Source organism: Ramlibacter sp., from assembly GCF_050250995.1.
Lineage (GTDB): Bacteria > Pseudomonadota > Gammaproteobacteria > Burkholderiales > Burkholderiaceae_C > Ramlibacter.
This window is the reverse complement of sequence record NZ_JBFWNP010000003.1, coordinates 87,990-105,359: the sequence shown is the minus strand read 5'-3', so window position 1 is coordinate 105,359 and position 17,370 is coordinate 87,990. Positions and strand designations below refer to the sequence as shown.

At 67.0% G+C, this 17,370-nt stretch carries 16 protein-coding genes; 6 read left to right on the top strand and 10 right to left on the bottom strand.

Annotated elements, in window-relative coordinates; all coding sequences use genetic code 11:
- Nucleotides 1-3 precede the first annotated feature (3 nt).
- The 10 genes from AB7E83_RS04125 to AB7E83_RS04080 all read right to left on the bottom strand — a co-directional run bounded on the left by AB7E83_RS04125 (nucleotide 4) and on the right by AB7E83_RS04080 (nucleotide 6,892).
- Nucleotides 4-594: a TraV family lipoprotein gene (locus AB7E83_RS04125; RefSeq protein ID WP_428565649.1), complete on the bottom strand. Its 591-nt coding sequence runs from the start codon at nucleotides 592-594 to the stop codon at nucleotides 4-6.
- On the bottom strand, nucleotides 591-1,403 hold the full coding sequence (locus AB7E83_RS04120) for a DsbC family protein (protein ID WP_428565647.1): 813 nt from the start codon (nucleotides 1,401-1,403) through the stop codon (nucleotides 591-593). The genes AB7E83_RS04125 and AB7E83_RS04120 overlap by 4 nt, the downstream gene beginning before the upstream one ends.
- Nucleotides 1,390-2,736, bottom strand: coding sequence for a TraB/VirB10 family protein (locus AB7E83_RS04115; RefSeq protein WP_428565645.1), 1,347 nt, complete (start codon nucleotides 2,734-2,736; stop codon nucleotides 1,390-1,392). The genes AB7E83_RS04120 and AB7E83_RS04115 overlap by 14 nt, the downstream gene beginning before the upstream one ends.
- A complete protein-coding gene (locus AB7E83_RS04110; protein ID WP_428565643.1) occupies nucleotides 2,733-3,602 on the bottom strand; it encodes a type-F conjugative transfer system secretin TraK in 870 nt (289 codons plus the stop codon). Before AB7E83_RS04110 ends, AB7E83_RS04115 begins: the two co-directional genes overlap by 4 nt.
- Nucleotides 3,589-4,155, bottom strand: coding sequence for a type IV conjugative transfer system protein TraE (traE, locus tag AB7E83_RS04105; RefSeq protein ID WP_112184188.1), 567 nt, complete (start codon nucleotides 4,153-4,155; stop codon nucleotides 3,589-3,591). Before traE ends, AB7E83_RS04110 begins: the two co-directional genes overlap by 14 nt.
- Before the next feature lie 19 nt (nucleotides 4,156-4,174).
- A complete protein-coding gene (gene traL / locus AB7E83_RS04100; RefSeq protein WP_112184186.1) occupies nucleotides 4,175-4,474 on the bottom strand; it encodes a type IV conjugative transfer system protein TraL in 300 nt (99 codons plus the stop codon).
- Nucleotides 4,475-4,513: 39 nt separating this feature from the next.
- Complete coding sequence (locus AB7E83_RS04095) at nucleotides 4,514-4,870, bottom strand: hypothetical protein (RefSeq protein WP_295637437.1); 357 nt, start codon at nucleotides 4,868-4,870, stop codon at nucleotides 4,514-4,516.
- A 147-nt stretch (nucleotides 4,871-5,017) separates the two neighbouring features.
- A complete protein-coding gene (locus AB7E83_RS04090) occupies nucleotides 5,018-5,728 on the bottom strand; it encodes an OmpA family protein (protein ID WP_428565640.1) in 711 nt (236 codons plus the stop codon).
- Entirely contained in the window at nucleotides 5,725-6,249 is a 525-nt protein-coding gene (locus AB7E83_RS04085; RefSeq protein WP_428565638.1) for a lytic transglycosylase domain-containing protein, read from the bottom strand. The genes AB7E83_RS04090 and AB7E83_RS04085 overlap by 4 nt, the downstream gene beginning before the upstream one ends.
- A gap of 148 nt (nucleotides 6,250-6,397) precedes the next feature.
- Nucleotides 6,398-6,892 carry a hypothetical protein gene (locus AB7E83_RS04080; RefSeq protein WP_428565636.1) on the bottom strand — a complete coding sequence of 165 codons (495 nt, stop codon included), beginning with the start codon at nucleotides 6,890-6,892 and terminating at the stop codon, nucleotides 6,398-6,400.
- Nucleotides 6,893-7,218: 326 nt separating this feature from the next.
- On the opposite strand from AB7E83_RS04080, the gene AB7E83_RS04075 reads away from it, so the two are divergent.
- The 6 genes from AB7E83_RS04075 to AB7E83_RS04050 are packed head-to-tail and all read left to right on the top strand — an operon-like array spanning nucleotide 7,219 to nucleotide 17,345.
- Nucleotides 7,219-10,179, top strand: a complete 2,961-nt coding sequence (locus AB7E83_RS04075; RefSeq protein ID WP_428565635.1) for an SNF2-related protein — start codon at nucleotides 7,219-7,221, stop codon at nucleotides 10,177-10,179.
- Nucleotides 10,176-10,775, top strand: coding sequence for a hypothetical protein (locus AB7E83_RS04070; protein ID WP_428565633.1), 600 nt, complete (start codon nucleotides 10,176-10,178; stop codon nucleotides 10,773-10,775). The genes AB7E83_RS04075 and AB7E83_RS04070 overlap by 4 nt, the downstream gene beginning before the upstream one ends.
- Nucleotides 10,765-11,718 (top strand): Kiwa anti-phage protein KwaB-like domain-containing protein, encoded by a 954-nt coding sequence (locus tag AB7E83_RS04065; protein ID WP_428565631.1) that lies wholly within the window; start codon nucleotides 10,765-10,767, stop codon nucleotides 11,716-11,718. The genes AB7E83_RS04070 and AB7E83_RS04065 overlap by 11 nt, the downstream gene beginning before the upstream one ends.
- Nucleotides 11,715-13,391 carry a site-specific DNA-methyltransferase gene (locus tag AB7E83_RS04060; protein ID WP_428565629.1) on the top strand — a complete coding sequence of 559 codons (1,677 nt, stop codon included), beginning with the start codon at nucleotides 11,715-11,717 and terminating at the stop codon, nucleotides 13,389-13,391. The genes AB7E83_RS04065 and AB7E83_RS04060 overlap by 4 nt, the downstream gene beginning before the upstream one ends.
- A complete protein-coding gene (locus AB7E83_RS04055; RefSeq protein WP_428565628.1) occupies nucleotides 13,351-14,565 on the top strand; it encodes a PDDEXK nuclease domain-containing protein in 1,215 nt (404 codons plus the stop codon). Before AB7E83_RS04060 ends, AB7E83_RS04055 begins: the two co-directional genes overlap by 41 nt.
- Nucleotides 14,562-17,345 (top strand): DEAD/DEAH box helicase, encoded by a 2,784-nt coding sequence (locus AB7E83_RS04050; RefSeq protein WP_428565626.1) that lies wholly within the window; start codon nucleotides 14,562-14,564, stop codon nucleotides 17,343-17,345. The genes AB7E83_RS04055 and AB7E83_RS04050 overlap by 4 nt, the downstream gene beginning before the upstream one ends.
- The last annotated feature ends 25 nt before the right edge of the window (nucleotides 17,346-17,370 follow it).

The following is a 17,370-nucleotide window of genomic DNA, read 5'->3' as shown; positions in this document are numbered from 1 at the left end:
GCCTCAGTCGAGGTTGTCGCCACTGGCTGGCGCGGCGGGCCGCAGTCCAGGGATCAACTGGTCGAGACCGGGCGGACGCTGGACACCCGCGGCGGGCGCTCGGGGTGCGGGGTCCGCGGCTGCGCGTCCGGCGGGTGCGCGTACGGGTGCGTAGGCTTCGCGGATCGCCCGCTGGGCGTGGTCGACGAGCCAACGGCCGCCATCGACCTGCACATACACATAGCCCTGGTCGTAGAGATCGCGGTCGGCGTCCTCCCAGGGCTTGAACCACAGCCGCAGGATGCGCGGTGCGGAGCGCAACGGGAATACCTGCGCGGCGACGGCTGGTGCGTTGCGCGCGGTCGGTGTGCTGGCTGCCGCCGCAGGGGGTGCCAAGTCGGGCGCAGCGGCAGGCGTGGCGCGAGCACGCTGTGCCGGCAGGTTGTTCGCCACCGCGTTGGCATAGGTGCCGGACACGGACTGGCAGGTCACGCCGTCCGGGGCCTTGCAGGCGTAGCTGGAATTGCCGCTCAGGCCGGACAGGCTCATGCAACCCGAGAGCGACGCCACGCCGCCGAGCAGGGCCGCCAGGCGACTCATGTGGTGGGCATTCATGGCCTGGCCTCCGGCGAGGTGCGCGCCAGATGGTCCTCGATCACCGGCCGGGTGACGAAACCTTCGGTGCGCGTCCCGTCGGCCCAGAAGAGGGTCGGCGTTCCGTTGACGCCCAACTGGCGGGCGAGTGCGAGGTTGCGGTCGATCGGGTGCTCGCAGGAGGACGCTGATGCAGCAGTCGGCGCAACGCCGTCGTGCATCGCCTGCCGCCACGCCTGTGTCCTATCCGGCGCGCACCAGATCGCGACCGGTCGCGCCATGCCCTGGAAGGGCAGCAGGAAGGTGTGGATCGTGACGTCGTCGAGGCCGTCGAGTTCGGGCTCGAGCCGGCGGCAGAAGCCGCAGCCCGGGTCACTGAAGACCGCGAGCTGGCGGCGGCCATTACCGCGCACCGTCGTGATCGCATCCGCGACGGGCAGCGAACCGAATGCGATGGTCGCCGTGGAAGTGGCCTCGGCCGTCACCGGCTCGGCGCGCGCAGCCGCTAGCAGGCGCGGCCCGGTCAGGTCGGTCATCGTGCGCGTGTCGAAGAGGCGACCGAAGATGAAGTAGCGCGGGTCGCGGGCGGCGACGAAGGCGACGTTGCCGTTCATCCAGACCTCGTAGACGCCGGGCACCGGCGAGCGCGCGACCTCGGTGAAGCGCGTGCCGGGGTGGGCCTTGCGCAGTGCACCGAGCAGTCGGGCTTCGTCGGCGGTCGGTCCGGCCGCCACCGCCGAGGCCAGCGGCGACAGCAGCGCAATGCACAGCGTAGCGAGTGCCGCGGGCCGTATCAGCGGCCTGCAGCGGAGCGGGTCAGTAGGAGCCATCGTCGTCGGCCTCCGTGCTGCGGTTGGTTGAAGACGGATTCGCTCCGGCGCGCTGCTCGGAGCCGGACGGCGGCAGGTCGATGCGCACGCCCTTGGTGATGACGACGTCGATCTCGCGGCCGGCATCGACCTCGATCACCGGAAAGGTGTTCTCGGCGAGCTTGATGTAGTACTGCGCCAGCCGGTCGAGGGCGCGCCCGACGCCGGTGCCCAGGCCGGCGCGGTAGGCGTCGGCACCCGAGGCGGTGGCGATGGTGCCGAGGGCCGAGGTGCTGTAGCTGGTCGACGAGGTGGCCAGGCCTTGGCCGATGCCGCTGACCACGCCGGCCAGCAGCGCGTTGGCCAACATCTGCCCCTGCTTGGTGACCAGGCGGCCGCGCATGCCGACCTTGCCGTCTTCGCCGTACACGCTGCCCTGGATGCGAACCTCCAGCGCCGCGCCGTCGGCGCGCACGCAAGAGAGGTTCTCGGTGCGCAGGTAGGCGCGTTCGGAACTGATGTCGCCATAGCCCGCCGCGATCACGAAGCAGTCGCGGTACTCGCCGCGGAAGCGGTTGGGCAGCACCGAGTTGTCCGAGAGGCGGATCAGCACCGGGTGCGGGTTGGATTGCGACTGGCCGCCGGTGGGCGCGTCCAGGCCGCCGAGCAGCGTGCCGCGCGTGAAGCTCACGGGCAGGAAGGTCGACACCGTGCGTGCGTCCGCGGTCGCGGGAGGCTGCGCGCTGGTGGCAGCGCGATCGGCCACCGCGATGTGCATCAGGACCGGCGCGGCCGGTGCCTGAAGCGGCAGTGCCGAAGAGAGCGGCGCCGGCGGCACGCCGGGCGGCATCGCCGGCACCGCCCCCGCAGTTGGCCCGCGTGGCGCGGGGGGCGGCGGAGGCAGGGCCGAAGGCGGCGGCAGCGACGGTGCCGGCGCAGCCGGAGCGTGCGCCGGCACAGGTGTTTGCACCGCCTGCGTGGTTGCGGTGAGCCGCTGCTCGAGTTCCGCGAAGCGCTGCATCGTGCGCGCCTCGAAAGCCTGGCGGTCCTTGTTGAGCCGGCCCTGCTCTTCGCGCTCGCTCTCGTACTGTGCGAGCTTGCTGCCGGCGGTACCGACCCACTGGTCCACCGGGTTGACCTGCTGGCCTGGCGGCATCACGCCGATGTTGGTGACCGGGCCGGGCGCCGCGCCGTTGGCCTTGCCGGCCTGGCTCGAGGGCGCGCTTTCGGCGAAGGCGAAGACCAGCCACAGCAGGCCCACGCCGCCGAGCAGGATCGCGCCGAGCATGGCGTACTGGCGCTGCCGGGGCGTCAGGCGCTCGACAAGCGAGCGCATCGGGGCGGGCAGGTTCATCGTTCGCCTCCGCGGCGGATCACGTAGACGCTGGTGCTCTCGCCGGGCCGCAGCTGGTGATGCTCGACCGCGACGCCCAGCACCTGGCCGCCGGCCTTGCTGTCGGGGCGGTCGAACTCCTGTTCGGCGAGCACCATCACGGCCCCGCTGACGTTCTGCAGCAGGTACTTCTCGCCGGTCAGGCCGCGGCCTTCGTAGCGGCGCATCAGCGCGAAGCGCGCCTCGGCCCACAGTTGCACCGGCTGGTTGAGTTCGTCCACGCGCACGTCCGGTGGCACGCGGTCCGACGCCATCGCGACCAGCAACGCCTTCATGGCGCGCACGTGGTGGGCCGAAGGGCCCGACGGGCTTGACGGGGCGCGGCCATCCACGGGTGCCGACGGGACGCTGCGATCTCGGATCAGGATGGTGTCGGCCGGCGTGTCGGCCCGGCGCAGGATCAGCGTGTAGGTGGCGTGCGCCGACGAGATGAACAGGTTGACCGGCTTGCCCGCGGCGGCGCTGCCATCGCTGGCGGTGGCGACAGGCCGCACGTAGATCTCGCCCTTGTCGCGGTCGCACTCGACGACGATCTCGCCGGCGGGGTTGACCACCGGTGAGAGTGGTGCCACCGGTGAGCCGGGCGAGCCGGACGTACCAGCGGCCATGCCGCCGCAAGCGCTGGAGTGGATGTTGCCGAAGACATCCGTGATCGGCGCACCCTCGATGCGGATGCGCGTCGGCTCCTTGACCGACAGGATGGCTTCCACCGCCACGCCATCGCGCGCGTCGACGATCTGCAGCGCGTGGCTCGCCGAAGTGCAGGCCAGCACGATCAGCGCAGCCGCGACGTGTCTCCGCGTGCCGGTGAGGCTACGAGGCCGCATGGGGCAGCTCCTTGAAGGTCTTGAGATGCACGCGGCCACCGGCGTAACTGAACTCCACCAGGTAGGCCTTCAGGTCGTTCGCGGTCTCGACGCCGTTGACGAGCGTGCGCAGCCGTCCGCGCACGACCACCGACTGGCCTTCCTCGCTGGGCACCAGCTGCTGCGGTGCGAACGCAGTGCTGGCGTTGATGCGCTTGAGCCGCGCCGCCTCGAGCTCTTGCCGGGTCTTCAGGCCGCCGTGCTGCTCGGGCTCGACGTAGCCGAGCAGGATGTCTTTCTTCCAGTCGATGGACGCGGGTGTCACGTCGAGCACCAGCCAGGCGACGAAGCTGCCCATCTGTTCCAGGTACTCGCCGCTGGCCTTGTCGCGCGTGACCCAGAACGACTTGTTGATCGACGGCGGCACGACCACCGTGCGCACGGCACCCAGCAGGTTCAGCACCACGGCCAGCGCCAGCACATGGCCGGCCGCCAGCAGGCCGACGGCCGCGCCGAGCGTGCGGTTGCGGCGCCGCAGTTCCTTGAGGTCGCCGCTGAGTCGTTCGAAGTCCATGGTGGGCGCGCTCCGGCTGTCAGCCGACCATGCGGCGGATGTGCGAGGGCGGGGTCGCGCGCATCGCGGTCAGCGGGCTGGTCGGCAGGTGCCAGTAGAGCCAGTGGATCGCGAAGGCCGGGTGCTTGTCGGCCTTGATGCGAGCGATCCAGCGCGAGGTGAAGAGCCCCGCGGCGAAGCACAGCGCAAACGAAAGCTTCGAGCCCGACATGTAGCCCATGAACAGGCCCAGCAGCGCAGGCGCAGCGACGTCGACGTCCCAGAAACCGATCTTCCATTGGTCGTCGAGACGCCGCGGGATGTAGGTGTCGGCGTGCATGGAGCCTCCGGGCGGTGCGTGCAGCGGGGCCGCGGCGGCTCAGACAACCGCGCCCATGATGGCGCCAGCGATCACCAGGCCGACGGCGGCGAAGATGGCCAGGCCGACGTAGAACAGCACCGGCCCGAAGTTGCGCAGCGCCGCCAGCGAGATCAGCGCGACGACGAAGCCCACGAAGCCGACCAGCGCCTTGATGCCGGGGCCGAGGCTCGCGATGGCGGTGAGCGCGGAAGTCAGCGGGCCGGTGATGCCGGTGAAGGCGACCAGGTCGAGCGCATGGCCGGGGAAGGCGATGCCCAGGCCGAGCGCGATTAGGCACAGCAGGGCGGCGATGGTCCACGGCCGGCGTGCTGCGCGGCGGGTGAGCGGGGGAACGGCAAGGGTGGTGGTGGTCATGGAAACCTCATCGGTTGAGCGTGGAAAGAGGAACGCGGGTTGGCGGATGACGTGACGGCTTGGGCGTGCGAGCGCCGGCCGGCGGTGCCCGGCAGCTGGACCAGCGCCATGCGGGCCGGACTGCGCCGCAGGAGAGCACCCTCGGCCTCACAACACGCCTCCGTCACGTTCAAAGATGACCTCGACACGCCGGTTGGCTGCCCGGCCCGAAGCGCTGTCGTTGCCGGCGGCGTAGCAGCACGTCCCTTGCGACTGCACGCGCATTTCGGCGCCGGCCAGCAGGCGCGAGTGGCGCGCCGTCAAGTAGCGCTGCACCGCCTCGGCGCGGGCCTGCGCCAGGTACTCGTTCGCTGCAGCGGATCCGATGCTGTCGGTGCGGCCGGCGATGAGCACGCGGCGAACCGGCAGCGGCTGCGTGGCCGCGAGGTCGAGTGCGTCTCGGCCAGCGGCGTCGAGGTCCGAGCGACCGAAGCCGAAGTGCACGACGACCTTCAGCGGCGCCGGGTCTTCGATCACCTCGGACTTCGAAGCTCGCAGTGACCTGTGCGAGACCGTCGGCGTCAGCGCGAATGCGTCTTGCGCGAGGGGCGCGCGCGAAGGCGACGGTTCCCCGGCGACTGGGGTCGAAGCGGGAGCAGGGAGCGACTTGGCACTGGGGCGTGGGCAGGCTGGCGGCTGGCACAGCGCGAAGCGGGCGTCGCCACCGAAGCCGGACTGCGCGATACGTGCTGCGCCCATGCCGGCCGCCGCAGGTGCCGGTGACACCGACGGATTGGGCCCAGCCAGTTTGATCGAACTGCAGGCCGCCAAGCTGAACGCAATCCACGTCAGCAGCGAGCGAACGGCAGGGTGCTTCACGGCCTGACTCCCACAGCCGCTGGCAGCTTGCGAAAGACCTGCCAGGCATAGCGCGACCGGGCTTCGGCGCAGCGGGCACCCTTCAACTGCGAGCAGGCGGCGTTGTAGGCACCGACCCCATTCCAGGTGGCGCCATGACGCGAGAACGTGTCCGCGAGCAGCCAGGCGCCGACCTGGATGTTGGTGCAGGGGTCGAACAGGTGCGCTTCGGCGATGCCGTGGCGGGCAAGCCGCGGCAGGTGCGAGCTGTTGATCTGCATGAGGCCGATGTCGTAGGAGCCCGTGCGTGCCACGTGCGACCGGTTGACTGCGCGCGGATTGAGGTTCGACTCGACGCGGGCGATCGCATAGAGCAGTTCGGCGGCGACGCCGTAGCGCTGCGCCGCTTGTTCCCAGCAGGCCTTCGCCGGCAGGGCCCCGAGCGCCACGAGCCCGAGCGCAGCCCACTGCACGACACGCGCCAAAGCCGACCGCGAGGCGGACGAGGCGCAAGTCAGCGGGGTGTGCAGAGTGGCGGACATAACAGCTCCGAAGACAGGTCGGCACGCTCGCTGGCCAGCAGGCCGCGAGGCAAGGCTGGCGATGCCAGCGAGGGTCGGGTTCGGGTGGGCCGGCGTTGGGGCCGGCAGGGTGCTCAGCGGGTCGGCGCGCTCGCGAGCGAGGGCCGCATCACCCGGGGCGTGGCAGTCGCCATCGGGACGAGCGATCGGCCATGTTCAGCCGGGCCTGGCGCAGCACGCGCGTGTCGGCGTCGTCGATCTGGCGGGCGAGGGCGACGCAGGCGGTCGTCAGCTGGTCGAGCTGGAACTTGGGGTTCGGGTGCCGGTTGGCCGGCGAGCGCTGCACGGCCTGCAGCAGCTCGTACTGCGGACGCCACATCGACTCGCGCCGGCGCGGCGTGTTCGGTGCGCGCAACACGAGCTGGGTGCCGAGGAAGCCGAAGATGCGACCGGGCGCGTCGTCCGCCTCGAAGACCAGCGACACGCAGGCGCTGATCAGATCCGGGAAGCGGAAGGTGGGCGACGTGTTGTCGTCACTGCGCAGCAGGCCGTACAGCCACTCGTGCTCGTCGAGGAAGAGCCGTGTCTCGACGGTGTCTGCGTGCTCGCCGGGCGAGCTGCCGTGGGCACTGGCGTCGGGGGCGTTGTGCGAAGCGGAGATCATGGGCGCATCCCTGGGTCATCGACTGCGGGCGGTGCTCTTTGGAGCGGGTGACCGGAAGGGTAGGCAGGGTGCGGCGATGCGGCCGGCGGGAATGCCGCCAATGAGAGGGGGGTTTCGGCACTGAAAGCCCGCACCCTGCAAGGCCGGTCGTTCTTTAGCGCGGCGCGACCCGCAATGCCGCGCGGCTGATGTTTTATACAGTATGCTGCTTCGGTCCATTTAGTCGGCAGCAGACGCCGCGGCATGGTCGATCGACACCTCGATGTTGTTGACGATCTGGTGCTGACGGCCCAGCGCCGACAATCAAACTGGAAACACCTGACGCCATGACCTACAGCCCCCATCAACTCGCCTATTTCGCGCATCGGCTCACGCTGCGCGGCGCGGCGGGCTCGATGGATCGCATGGCGGGCGCGCTCTTCGACGCCCAGGTCGATCTGAATCCGCACCAGGTGGACGCGGCGCTTTTCGCCGCAGGAAACCCTTTGTCCAAGGGCGTGATCCTGGCTGACGAAGTGGGCCTGGGAAAGACCATCGAGGCGGGCCTGTTGCTGGCACAGCGATGGGCCGAGCGCCGACGCCGCCTGCTGATCATTGCGCCCGCAAATCTGCGAAAGCAGTGGCACCAGGAACTGGCCGACAAGTTCGCCTTGCCGGCCATCATCCTGGAGGCCCGCTCATTCCGTTTGGCCTTGAAAGAAGGTTGCACCAACCCGTTCGATGTCGCGGCAGGCCGTGATGGCAACGGCCCGGGCGCCGCGAGCATCGTCATCTGCTCCTACCAGTTCGCCGCAGGCAAGGCGCGCGAGCTGGCCGCGGTGCCTTGGGATCTGGTGGTCATTGACGAGGCGCACCGGCTGCGCAACGTCTACAAGCCTGAAAACAAGACTGCCAACGTGCTGCGCGACGCACTCGCGGCATCGCGCAAGGTGCTGCTCACGGCCACACCGCTGCAGAACACGCTGCTGGAGCTGTACGGGCTCGTCAGCTTCATCGACGACCGCGTGTTCGGTGATCTGGACAGCTTCCGCCAACAGTTCGGCGCGTTGCGGGACGAAGCCAGCTTCGCGGCGCTGAAGCATCGCATCGGGCCGGTCTGCAAACGCACCCTGCGCCGGCAGGTCGAGGCCTATGTCAAGTACACGCGGCGCATTCCGCTGCTCGAGGAATTTAAGCCCGGCGCCGACGAGGTGCGCCTGTACGAACTGGTATCCGAGTACCTGCAGCGCGACCACCTCTACGCCCTGCCCAACGCTCAGCGGCAGCTCATCACCCTGGTGTTGCGCAAGCTGCTGGCATCCAGTTCATTCGCCATTGGCGGGGCGCTCGACACGCTCATCCGCCGGCTGAAGGAATCTCTGCACGACCAGCCGGCGGCACCCCAGTCCGAGACCCTGAGCGAAGCGCTCGACGCCGACTACGAAAGCCTGGACGAGACAGCCGACGAAACAGCAGCCTCTGAATCGGCAGAAGATGCCGGCATCGCAGCCGAACGTGCCAAGACGGCGCAGGAGCGCGCTGCCGTCCAAGCCGAGATTGCCGATCTCGAAGGGTTTCGCGACCTGGCCTTATCGATCACCGACAACGCCAAGGGCCAGGCCTTGCTGAAAGCGCTCGACGTGGCCTTCGGCCGGCTGCAAGAGCTGGGCGCAGCGCAGAAGGCCATCATCTTCACCGAGTCGCGCCGCACACAGGACTACTTGCTTGCCCTGTTGGGGCAAACCGAACACGCCGACGGGGTGGTGCTCTTCAACGGCAGCAACAGCGACCCGCTGGCGCGCCGCCTGCATGCCGAGTGGGTGGAGCAGCACCGCGGCACCAGCCGCATCACCGGCTCGCGCGCAGCAGACACCCGCGCTGCACTGGTGGACCACTTCCGCGACAACGGCAAGATCATGATCGCCACCGAGGCCGGCGCCGAGGGCATTAACCTGCAGTTCTGCTCGCTGGTCATCAACTACGACCTGCCGTGGAACCCGCAACGCATCGAGCAGCGCATCGGCCGCTGTCACCGCTACGGCCAGAAGCACGACGTGGTGGTGGTGAACTTCGTCAACCGCGACAACGAAGCCGACCGCCGTGTTTTCCAGCTGCTGGACCAGAAGTTCAAGCTCTTCGACGGCGTGTTCGGCGCCAGCGACGAGGTGCTCGGTGCGCTGGAGTCGGGCGTGGACTTCGAACGCCGCATCGCCGACATCTACCAGAACTGCCGCCACCCCAACGAGATTCACACCGCATTCGAGCAGTTGCAGCTGGACCTGGCCGGCGAGATCAGCGATGCGATGCTCGGCGCGCGGCGCGCGCTGTTGGAGAACTTCGACGAAGAGGTGCAGGAGCGCCTGAAGGTGGCCCAGGCTGACGCGACCGCGGCGCTCGGTCGGATGGAACGGCTGCTGATGCGCCTGACCCGCGGCATGCTCGGCAGCCACGCGCAGTTCGATCCGGAGGGCAACGGGTTCACCTTGCACGCCTTGCCGGGCGGGCAGGTGGGCGATGCAAGCCAGACGGGCATCGCTGGCACCGAGGCAGCAATCCCGCTCGGGCGCTACGAGTTGCCGCGCCGCAGCGAAGAGGCCCATGTCTACCGCCTGCAGCATCCGCTGGCACAGCACCTGATCGACCTTGCCAAGCGGTCCTCCCTGGCGCCGCAGCGCCTTCGGCTGGACTACGCGGCCTACAACGCCAAGGTGTCGGTGCTGGAAGCGCTGCGTGGCGAGCAGGGGCACTGCGTGGTGCAGTGCCTGCGGGTGGAGTCCCTGGGCAGCGCCGAAGAGCACCTTCTGGTGGCTGCCACGGTTGGCGGCACGGTGTTGGAACCGGATGTCGCCGACCGACTGCTGGCGCTGCCGGGCGCGGCCGAACCGTGCCTGTCCCAGGACTCCGCCCTCACTGAAGCACTGACGGCCGAGCTGGCGCGCCAGCAGGCCCAGGTCTTGGGGGTCGTGGAGGCGCGCAACCTGAAGCTCTTCACGGCCGAGACCGAAAAGCTGGACGCCTGGGCCGACGACCAGCGCGCCAGTCTCGAGCAACAACTGGCTGACTTGCAGCGGCGCATCAAGGAGGTGCGCACGCGCAGCAAGGGGGCGGCGACGCTGGCGGAAAAGCTGGCCGTGCAGCGTGAGCAGCGCGACCTGGAGGCGGCCCGCGACAGGCGCCGCCGTGAACTGTTTGCGCGGCAGGACGAAATCCAGGCCAAACGCGACGGGCTCATCGACGCACTGGAACTGCAGCTCGAGCAACAGGTGAGCACCCAGACACTGCTGCGCTGCGAGTGGGCCATGCAATGAGCACGCCGGATCCGTCGCTGCGGCTGCGCCCCTGGGTGGCGTTGGTGGTGTTCATCAGTGCCTATGCGCCGCTGCTGCTGATCTTGGCCATCAAAGACCTGGACGTCAGCGGCAACCTGCCGGTGCCCAAGAACCCCTGGTGGTTCGGCGGGCTTCTGGTGATGGCGGTCTTGAGTTGCGTGGTGGTATTGCGAACCATGAGCAGCGTTCGCGAGGGCCTGCAGGTGCAGGTGAGCAAGGCCGCCAACAAGTCGGGCGAGATGTTCGGCTACACCATTCCCTATGTGCTTTCCGTGGTGCGCATCGACCTCGCCGACTGGCCCATCGTGGCCAGCCTGTTGATCTTCATGGGCATGATGTTCGTGATGGCCTACCGCACGCAGACGGTGCTGGTCAACCCCGTGCTGGCGATGGCGGGCTACATGCTGATCGACGCCACCTTCAAACGCGGCACCACGGAATTGCAGGCGATGGTGATCACGCGCATTCCGTTGAAAATAGGTGGCACATATACGTTCGAGCGGCTGGCCCATTACCTTTATGTGGCGGCCGAGCCCGAAACCGCAGGTGAGGCAGGGAGTGAGCATGAGCGGTAAAGAAGCCCAACGGCTCAAGAAGCTGAAGGCGACAGACCTGGCGCCTTGGGCCACCAGCTTCTGGGTGGTGCACCGCAAGCCGGCGCAGGCCCCGTTTGTCTACAACGTGTTGCGGGTCAGCATCGACAAGAAGCTGGAGCGGCGGCTGAAGCGCTACGTGAAGACCCAGGTGCAGGACCGCGAGTTCCGCCTGGAGCCCTACGACTTCAGCAACGCCGACCCCGGCGAATCATTGCTGACCCTGGATGCCGACACCACCGACTTCACGAAGGTTCGCGACGCCATCGGCCAGGGCTTCGACAACCCGCGCGCCAAGAGCCACGCCGAGTTGCTGGGCTCGTTTGCCTACGTGGTGCTGTTCGAGAAGGACGGCGAGCACCTCTACGCGTGGAGCAAGATCAACACGCTGAACAGCCCGCGCAAGGCTGTCAGGACCAAGACGCTGTACTTCCAGGATCAGAAGCTCGTCGATGTCGAAGACGAAGAGGTCTTCATGATCGACCCGCGCTTCGATTTCTTCGTCTTCGCGGGCACCACCTTCATCGCCAGCAAGTCGGCCTTCGAATCGTCGATGAACTTCCGCGAGGGCATGAAGGCCAAGAGCCGCGAACTGCTGGAAGAGTTTGCGTCGATGGCATTTCTGAGCGACGTGGAACCCATCCGGGCCTACGTCGGCGAGAACCAGCACCACCTGCGCAAGCTGGCGGCGATCAAGAGCGCCGGCTACTACAGCAGCCCCACCTACATCGAGCGCCTGATGCGCGTGTGTCGCGACGAGGGCTGGAACCTCAAGATCGAAGGCGGCAAGATCGTCGTCGAAGAAGAAACCATGGACCTGTTGCTGAAACTGCTGAACAACGACCGCCTGCGCTCGCCCATCAACGACGAGGTGTTCGATTCATCGGCCAAGAAGGCCGTGTCTCAGCCGGGCGCCGGCGCATGAGCAAGAAGCAGCGGCTGGAACTGACCTGGATTGGCAAGGATGCGCGCCCGAAGCTGGAGCCGCGTGTCCTGCTCGAAGACCCGGCCCGCAGCCACCACGCTGCGCAGCGGGTGACCGACCACGACATCTTCGACAACCGCCTGATCTTCGGCGACAACCTGCTGGCGCTCAAGGCGTTGGAGCAGGAGTTTTCGGGCAAGGTGAAGTGCGTCTTCATCGATCCGCCGTACAACACAGGTAGCGCGTTCACGCACTACGACGATGGCTTGGAGCACTCGATCTGGTTGGGTTTGATGCGTGATCGCCTAGAACTCATACGCCGCCTCCTGTCTGCTGACGGTTCTTTGTGGATAACGATTGACGATAACGAAGCGCACTACTTGAAGGTTTTGTGCGATGAGGTGTTCGGTCGACGAAACTTCATTGCCAGCGCTGTTTGGCAAAAGGTCCTGTCCGTCAAGAACTCGGCACGGCACTTCTCGGTGGACCACGACTACATCTTGGTGTATGCGCAGGATGCGGACAAGTGGGTCCCCAACCGAGTCCCCGCAAGCGACAAGCAGAGGGCGGCATACAAGAATCCTGACAGCGATCCGCGCGGAGCATGGCAGTCAGTTTCGCTTTCGGCGAGGAACTACTACAGCAAGGGAACGTACGCCATCGCCACGCCGGGTGGCCGCGTTATTGAGGGGCCGCCAGCCGGTCGCTACTGGTCAATCTCGGAAGAGTCACTTCGCGAGCTATCGCGCGAGAACAGAATCTGGTGGGGCAAGGACGGTGACGGTGTTCCGCGCAGAAAGGTCTTCCTCAGCGAGCAAGGTGAATTGACCAAGGTTCCACAGACGTTGTGGTTCTTTGACGATGTGGGGCATACGCAAGACGCGAAGAAGGAAGCGATAGCGTTCAACGCGGAGAGTGTGTTCCCAACGCCGAAGCCAGAGCGATTGATGCAGCGAGTTCTTGAAATTGCGTCAAATGCCGGCGACTTGATCTTGGACTCTTTCGCCGGTTCTGGCACCACCGGCGCCGTCGCTCACAAAATGGGCCGACGTTGGATCATGGTCGAACTGGGTGAGCACTGCCATACCCATGTCATTCCGCGCCTAAAGAAGGTCATTGACGGCGACGACCACGGCGGCGTCTCCGAGTCAAATGACTGGAAGGGCGGCGGCGGCTTCCGCTACTACCGCTTGGCGCCAAGCCTGTTGCAGCAGGATCGCTTCGGCCAGTGGGTGATCAACCGCGAGTACAACGCCGAGATGCTGGCTGCGGCCGTGGCGAAGCTCGAAGGCTTTACCTACGCGCCGAGCGCCGATGCCTACTGGCAGCATGGTCACAGCACCGAGACCGATTTCATCTACGTCACAACGCAGACGCTCAGTGCCGAGGCCTTGCAGGCCCTGTCCGATGAGGTCGGCCCGAAGCGCACGCTGCTGGTGTGTTGCGGCGCATTCCGCTTGAGTGCCGAAGCCATCGCCAACCGCTTCCCGAACCTGACGGTGAAGAAGATTCCGAAGATGGTGCTGCAGAAGTGCGAGTGGGGGCACGACGACTACAGCCTGAACGTCGAGAACCTGCCGCAAGCTCGCCAGGAAGCCGGCCGGCCTGCCGGCGCACGGGCCGGCAAGGTGGATGCGCGGCAGACCGGCCTGTTCGACCCGGCCGACAGCTGACATGCCGCAAGCCCCAGGCGACCCGAAGGCAAACAAGGCGACGCCGGCCCTGTATGGCCGCGTGCGCGAGATTCTGGATGCCGCCCGTACGGGCATCGCGCGCACCGTCAACACCACGCAGGTGCTGGCCAATTGGCTGGTGGGCCGCGAGATCGTCGAAGAGGAGCAGCGTGGCCAGCGCCGCGCGGGCTACGGTGCCCGCTTGCTGGCCCAGCTGTCGTTGCGTTTGACGCGCAACTACGGGCGCGGCTATTCCGTAGACAACCTCGAAGCCTTTCGGCAGTTCTACCTGGCCTACCCGCAACTCATTTCCGAGACAGTGCTTCGGAAATCGGCACTGCCGGCCATTTCCGAGACGGTGTCTCGGAAATCGGCTGCCACGAGCGGGGCAGCACCGCCGCGGCCGGGCCGCTTGCACCCCGATCTTTCATGGAGCCACTACCGCTGCCTGCTGCGCGTGGGCCACCAGGGCGCGCGCGACTTCTACGAGATCGAAGCCCTCAAGCAGGGCTGGTCGGTGCGTGAACTGTCGCGGCAGGCGGGCAGCCTGTTGTTCGAACGCTTGGCCAAGAGCCGCGACAAGGCCGGTGTGCTGCGACTGGCAAGCCGCGGGCACGAAGTGACGAAGCCTCTGGATGTGCTGCGCGACCCGCTGGTGATGGAGTTCCTGGGGTTGCCGGAGTCGCACCGGCTTGTCGAGTCGCAGCTCGAGCAGGCGCTGATCGAGAACCTGCAGCAGTTTCTGCTGGAGCTGGGTACGGGCTTCGCATTCGTCGCGCGGCAGCAGCGCATCACGCTCGACGGCGACCACTTCTTCATCGACCTGGTTTTCTATCACGCAGTGCTGAAGTGCTACGTGCTGGTCGACCTGAAGGTGGGCAAGCTGACGCACGCCGACCTAGGGCAGATCCAGTTCTACGTCAACTACTACGACCGCGAGCGCCGCACCGAGGGCGACAACCCGACCGTCGGCCTGGTGCTGTGCCCCGACAAGAACGACGCCGTCGTGAAGTACACCCTGGGTGAACAGCAGGAGCGCAACATCTTCGCCACCCGCTACCAACTGCACCTGCCGACCGAGAAGCAGCTGCAGCAGGAACTGAAGCGCGAGCTGCGGCAGTTGTTGCCCGCGGCAGCGCCCGCCAAGAAGAAGCCGAGGGAAGGGAAAGAATGAGTCTGGAGCAAACCCTGCGAGCGGTGGCCGGCCGCCTGAGCCTGCGTGAGCCCCAGGCCGAGAGCCTGCGCCGGCTGGCTGCGGCCCTGGATGCCGTGCCGGCGTTGCGTGACCACAAGGCGCGCGATGCCAGCGACCTGGCCGCGATGGTCGAAGCGCTGAAGGGCCGGTTTCCTAACCTGAGCGACTTCGAACGCGACTTCCCGTCGCTGTGCTTCGCGCTGGCCACGGGCGTGGGCAAGACGCGGCTGATGGGTGCCTTCATCAGCTACTTGAATGCGGCCTATGGCTACAAGCACTTCTTCGTGCTGGCGCCCAACCTGACGATCTACGACAAGCTGATCCGCGACTTCACGCCGGGCACACCGAAGTACGTGTTCAAGGGCATCGCCGAGTTCTCGGTCGCGGCGCCGGAGGTGATCACCGGCGAAACCTACGAGCAGCGCGGCGACCTGGTCTCGCAGGCCATCGACGCGCCGGTGCAGATCAACATCTTCAACATCTCGAAGATCAACACCGAGGTGCGCGGCGGCCGGGCGCCGCGCATCAAGCGCTTGTCAGAGTACCTGGGCCAAAGCTACTTCGACTACCTGGCGAGCCTGCCCGACCTGGTGCTGCTGATGGACGAGTCGCACCGCTACCGCGCCAGTGCCGGTGTGCGCGCGTTGAACGAGCTGAAGCCACTGCTGGCCATGGAGTTGACGGCCACGCCGTTCACCGAAGGCGGGTCGGGCAACAAGGGCCCGGTGCCGTTCAAGAACGTGGTGATGGACTACCCGCTGGCGCAGGCCATCGAGGACGGCTTCGTCAAGGAGCCGGCTGTTGTGACGCAGCAGAACTTCGACGCCGCGGCGCACAGCGCCGAGCAGTTGGAGCGCATCAAGTTGATGGACGGTGTTCGGGTGCACGAAGAGACCAAGGTGCACCTGCTGACCTATGCCCAGCAGAAGGGCGCCTCTGGTGAAGTGAAGCCGGTGAAGCCCTTCATGCTGGTGATTGCGCGCGACACCACGCATGCCGCCGCGCTGAGCAAGCTGCTGTCGACCGAGCTGTTTGACGGGCGCTACGCCGGCAAGGTGATCCAGGTGGACAGCGGCACCACCAGCGGCGCCGAGGGCGACGAGATCGTGCAAAGGCTGCTGGCGGTGGAGAGCTACGACGAGCCGACCGAGATCGTCATCCACGTCAACATGCTCAAGGAAGGCTGGGACGTCACCAACCTCTACACCATCGTGCCGTTGCGGGCGGCCAATGCGCGCACGCTGATCGAGCAGTCCATCGGCCGTGGCCTGCGGCTGCCGTATGGGCGCAAGACCGGTGTCGAGGCCGTGGACCGGCTGAACATCATCGCGCACGACAAGTTCCAGGAGGTGGTGGACGAGGCCGGGCGCGGCGATTCGCCGATCCGGCTGAAGCAGCTCAAGCTGGCGCCGCCAGAAGGTGCAGGGCCTGGCCTTCGCAGCGTGGCGGTCACGCCCACGCTGCACACGATGCTGGGTATCACTGCGCCGGTGGCCCCGGCCGCTGGCACGCCTTACGTTGCGCCGCCGGCTGCGACGGTGCTGTACACCGGTGAACAGGCACAGGTGGCGGCCATCGCGATGGATGTCATCAACGACATGAGCCGGTTGGCCACCTCGCCTGGCGTGCCCGGCGCGCCGGCAGTTGCGGCGCCGGCCGGTGGAGTGACGGCCCCCACCACGGCGTCTTTGGCCTTGCCGGAGGTGCAGGCCGAACTGGTGCGGCGGGTGCAGGCGAGGGTGACGCCGGCCCAGGGCCAGCTGCTGCCGCCCGCCGGCCCCAGTGTCGAAGAAATCGTCAAGCAGACGGCAGCCTTGGTGGCACAGCACACCATCGACATACCTCGCATACTGGTCAAACCCAAGGGCGCGGTGAGCAGCGGCTACCGGGTGTTCAGCCTGGACGTGAGCCGCATGAACTTTCAGCCGCAGGACCAGCAGTTGGTGGGGCGTGGGCTGCAGACGGGCAAGGAGCTGCTGTACGGACAATCGTCGTTCGTGGCCGAACGACGACCCGAGGACTACATCGTCCGCGAGCTGATCGGCTTCGACGACATCGCTTACGACCAACACGGCGAGCTGCTGTACGAGCTGGCAGCCCAGGCGGTGGTGCACTTCCGCAGCTACCTGGGCGACGACGAGAAGCTGCACAACGTGCTGGCCAACCAGGGCAGGGCCATCGCCGACAACATCCACGCGCAGATGACGTTGCACTACTTCGAGGACCCGGGTGAGTCAGAAGTGGTGGTCAGCCAGGGCTTTACGCCGCTGAAGCCCGGCGCCGTGACTGCCGACGGTGACGTGCTGCCGCTGCACCAGGCGCCACCGGACAAGAGCCGGATTGCGACCTTGGTCTATGGTGGCTTTACCAAGTGCGCCTACAGCTACCAGAAGTTCCAGTCCGACACCGAGAGGGTGCTGGCCGTCATCCTCGAACGTGACGCGCGCAAGTGGCTGCGCCCCGTGGCCGGCCAGTTCAACATCTACTACCGGCGAGGTGCGGACCAGCCGGAGTACGTACCGGACTTCGTGGCGGCGACCGACGGTCTGAACCTGCTCATCGAGACCAAGAAGGCCGCCGACATGCAGACCGACGAAGTGCAGGCAAAGGCAAGAGCGGCGGCCGCATGGTGCGAGCATGCATCCGCGTTCGCCGCGGCGAACGGGTCAGAGGGCTGGAAGTACCTGCTCATTCCTCACGACGCGGTGACGGTTAGCGCCACCTTGTCTGCGTTGACCGCGACCTATTGGTTCAGGTGAGTTGGCCGACGCAGGGCGCAGGGAA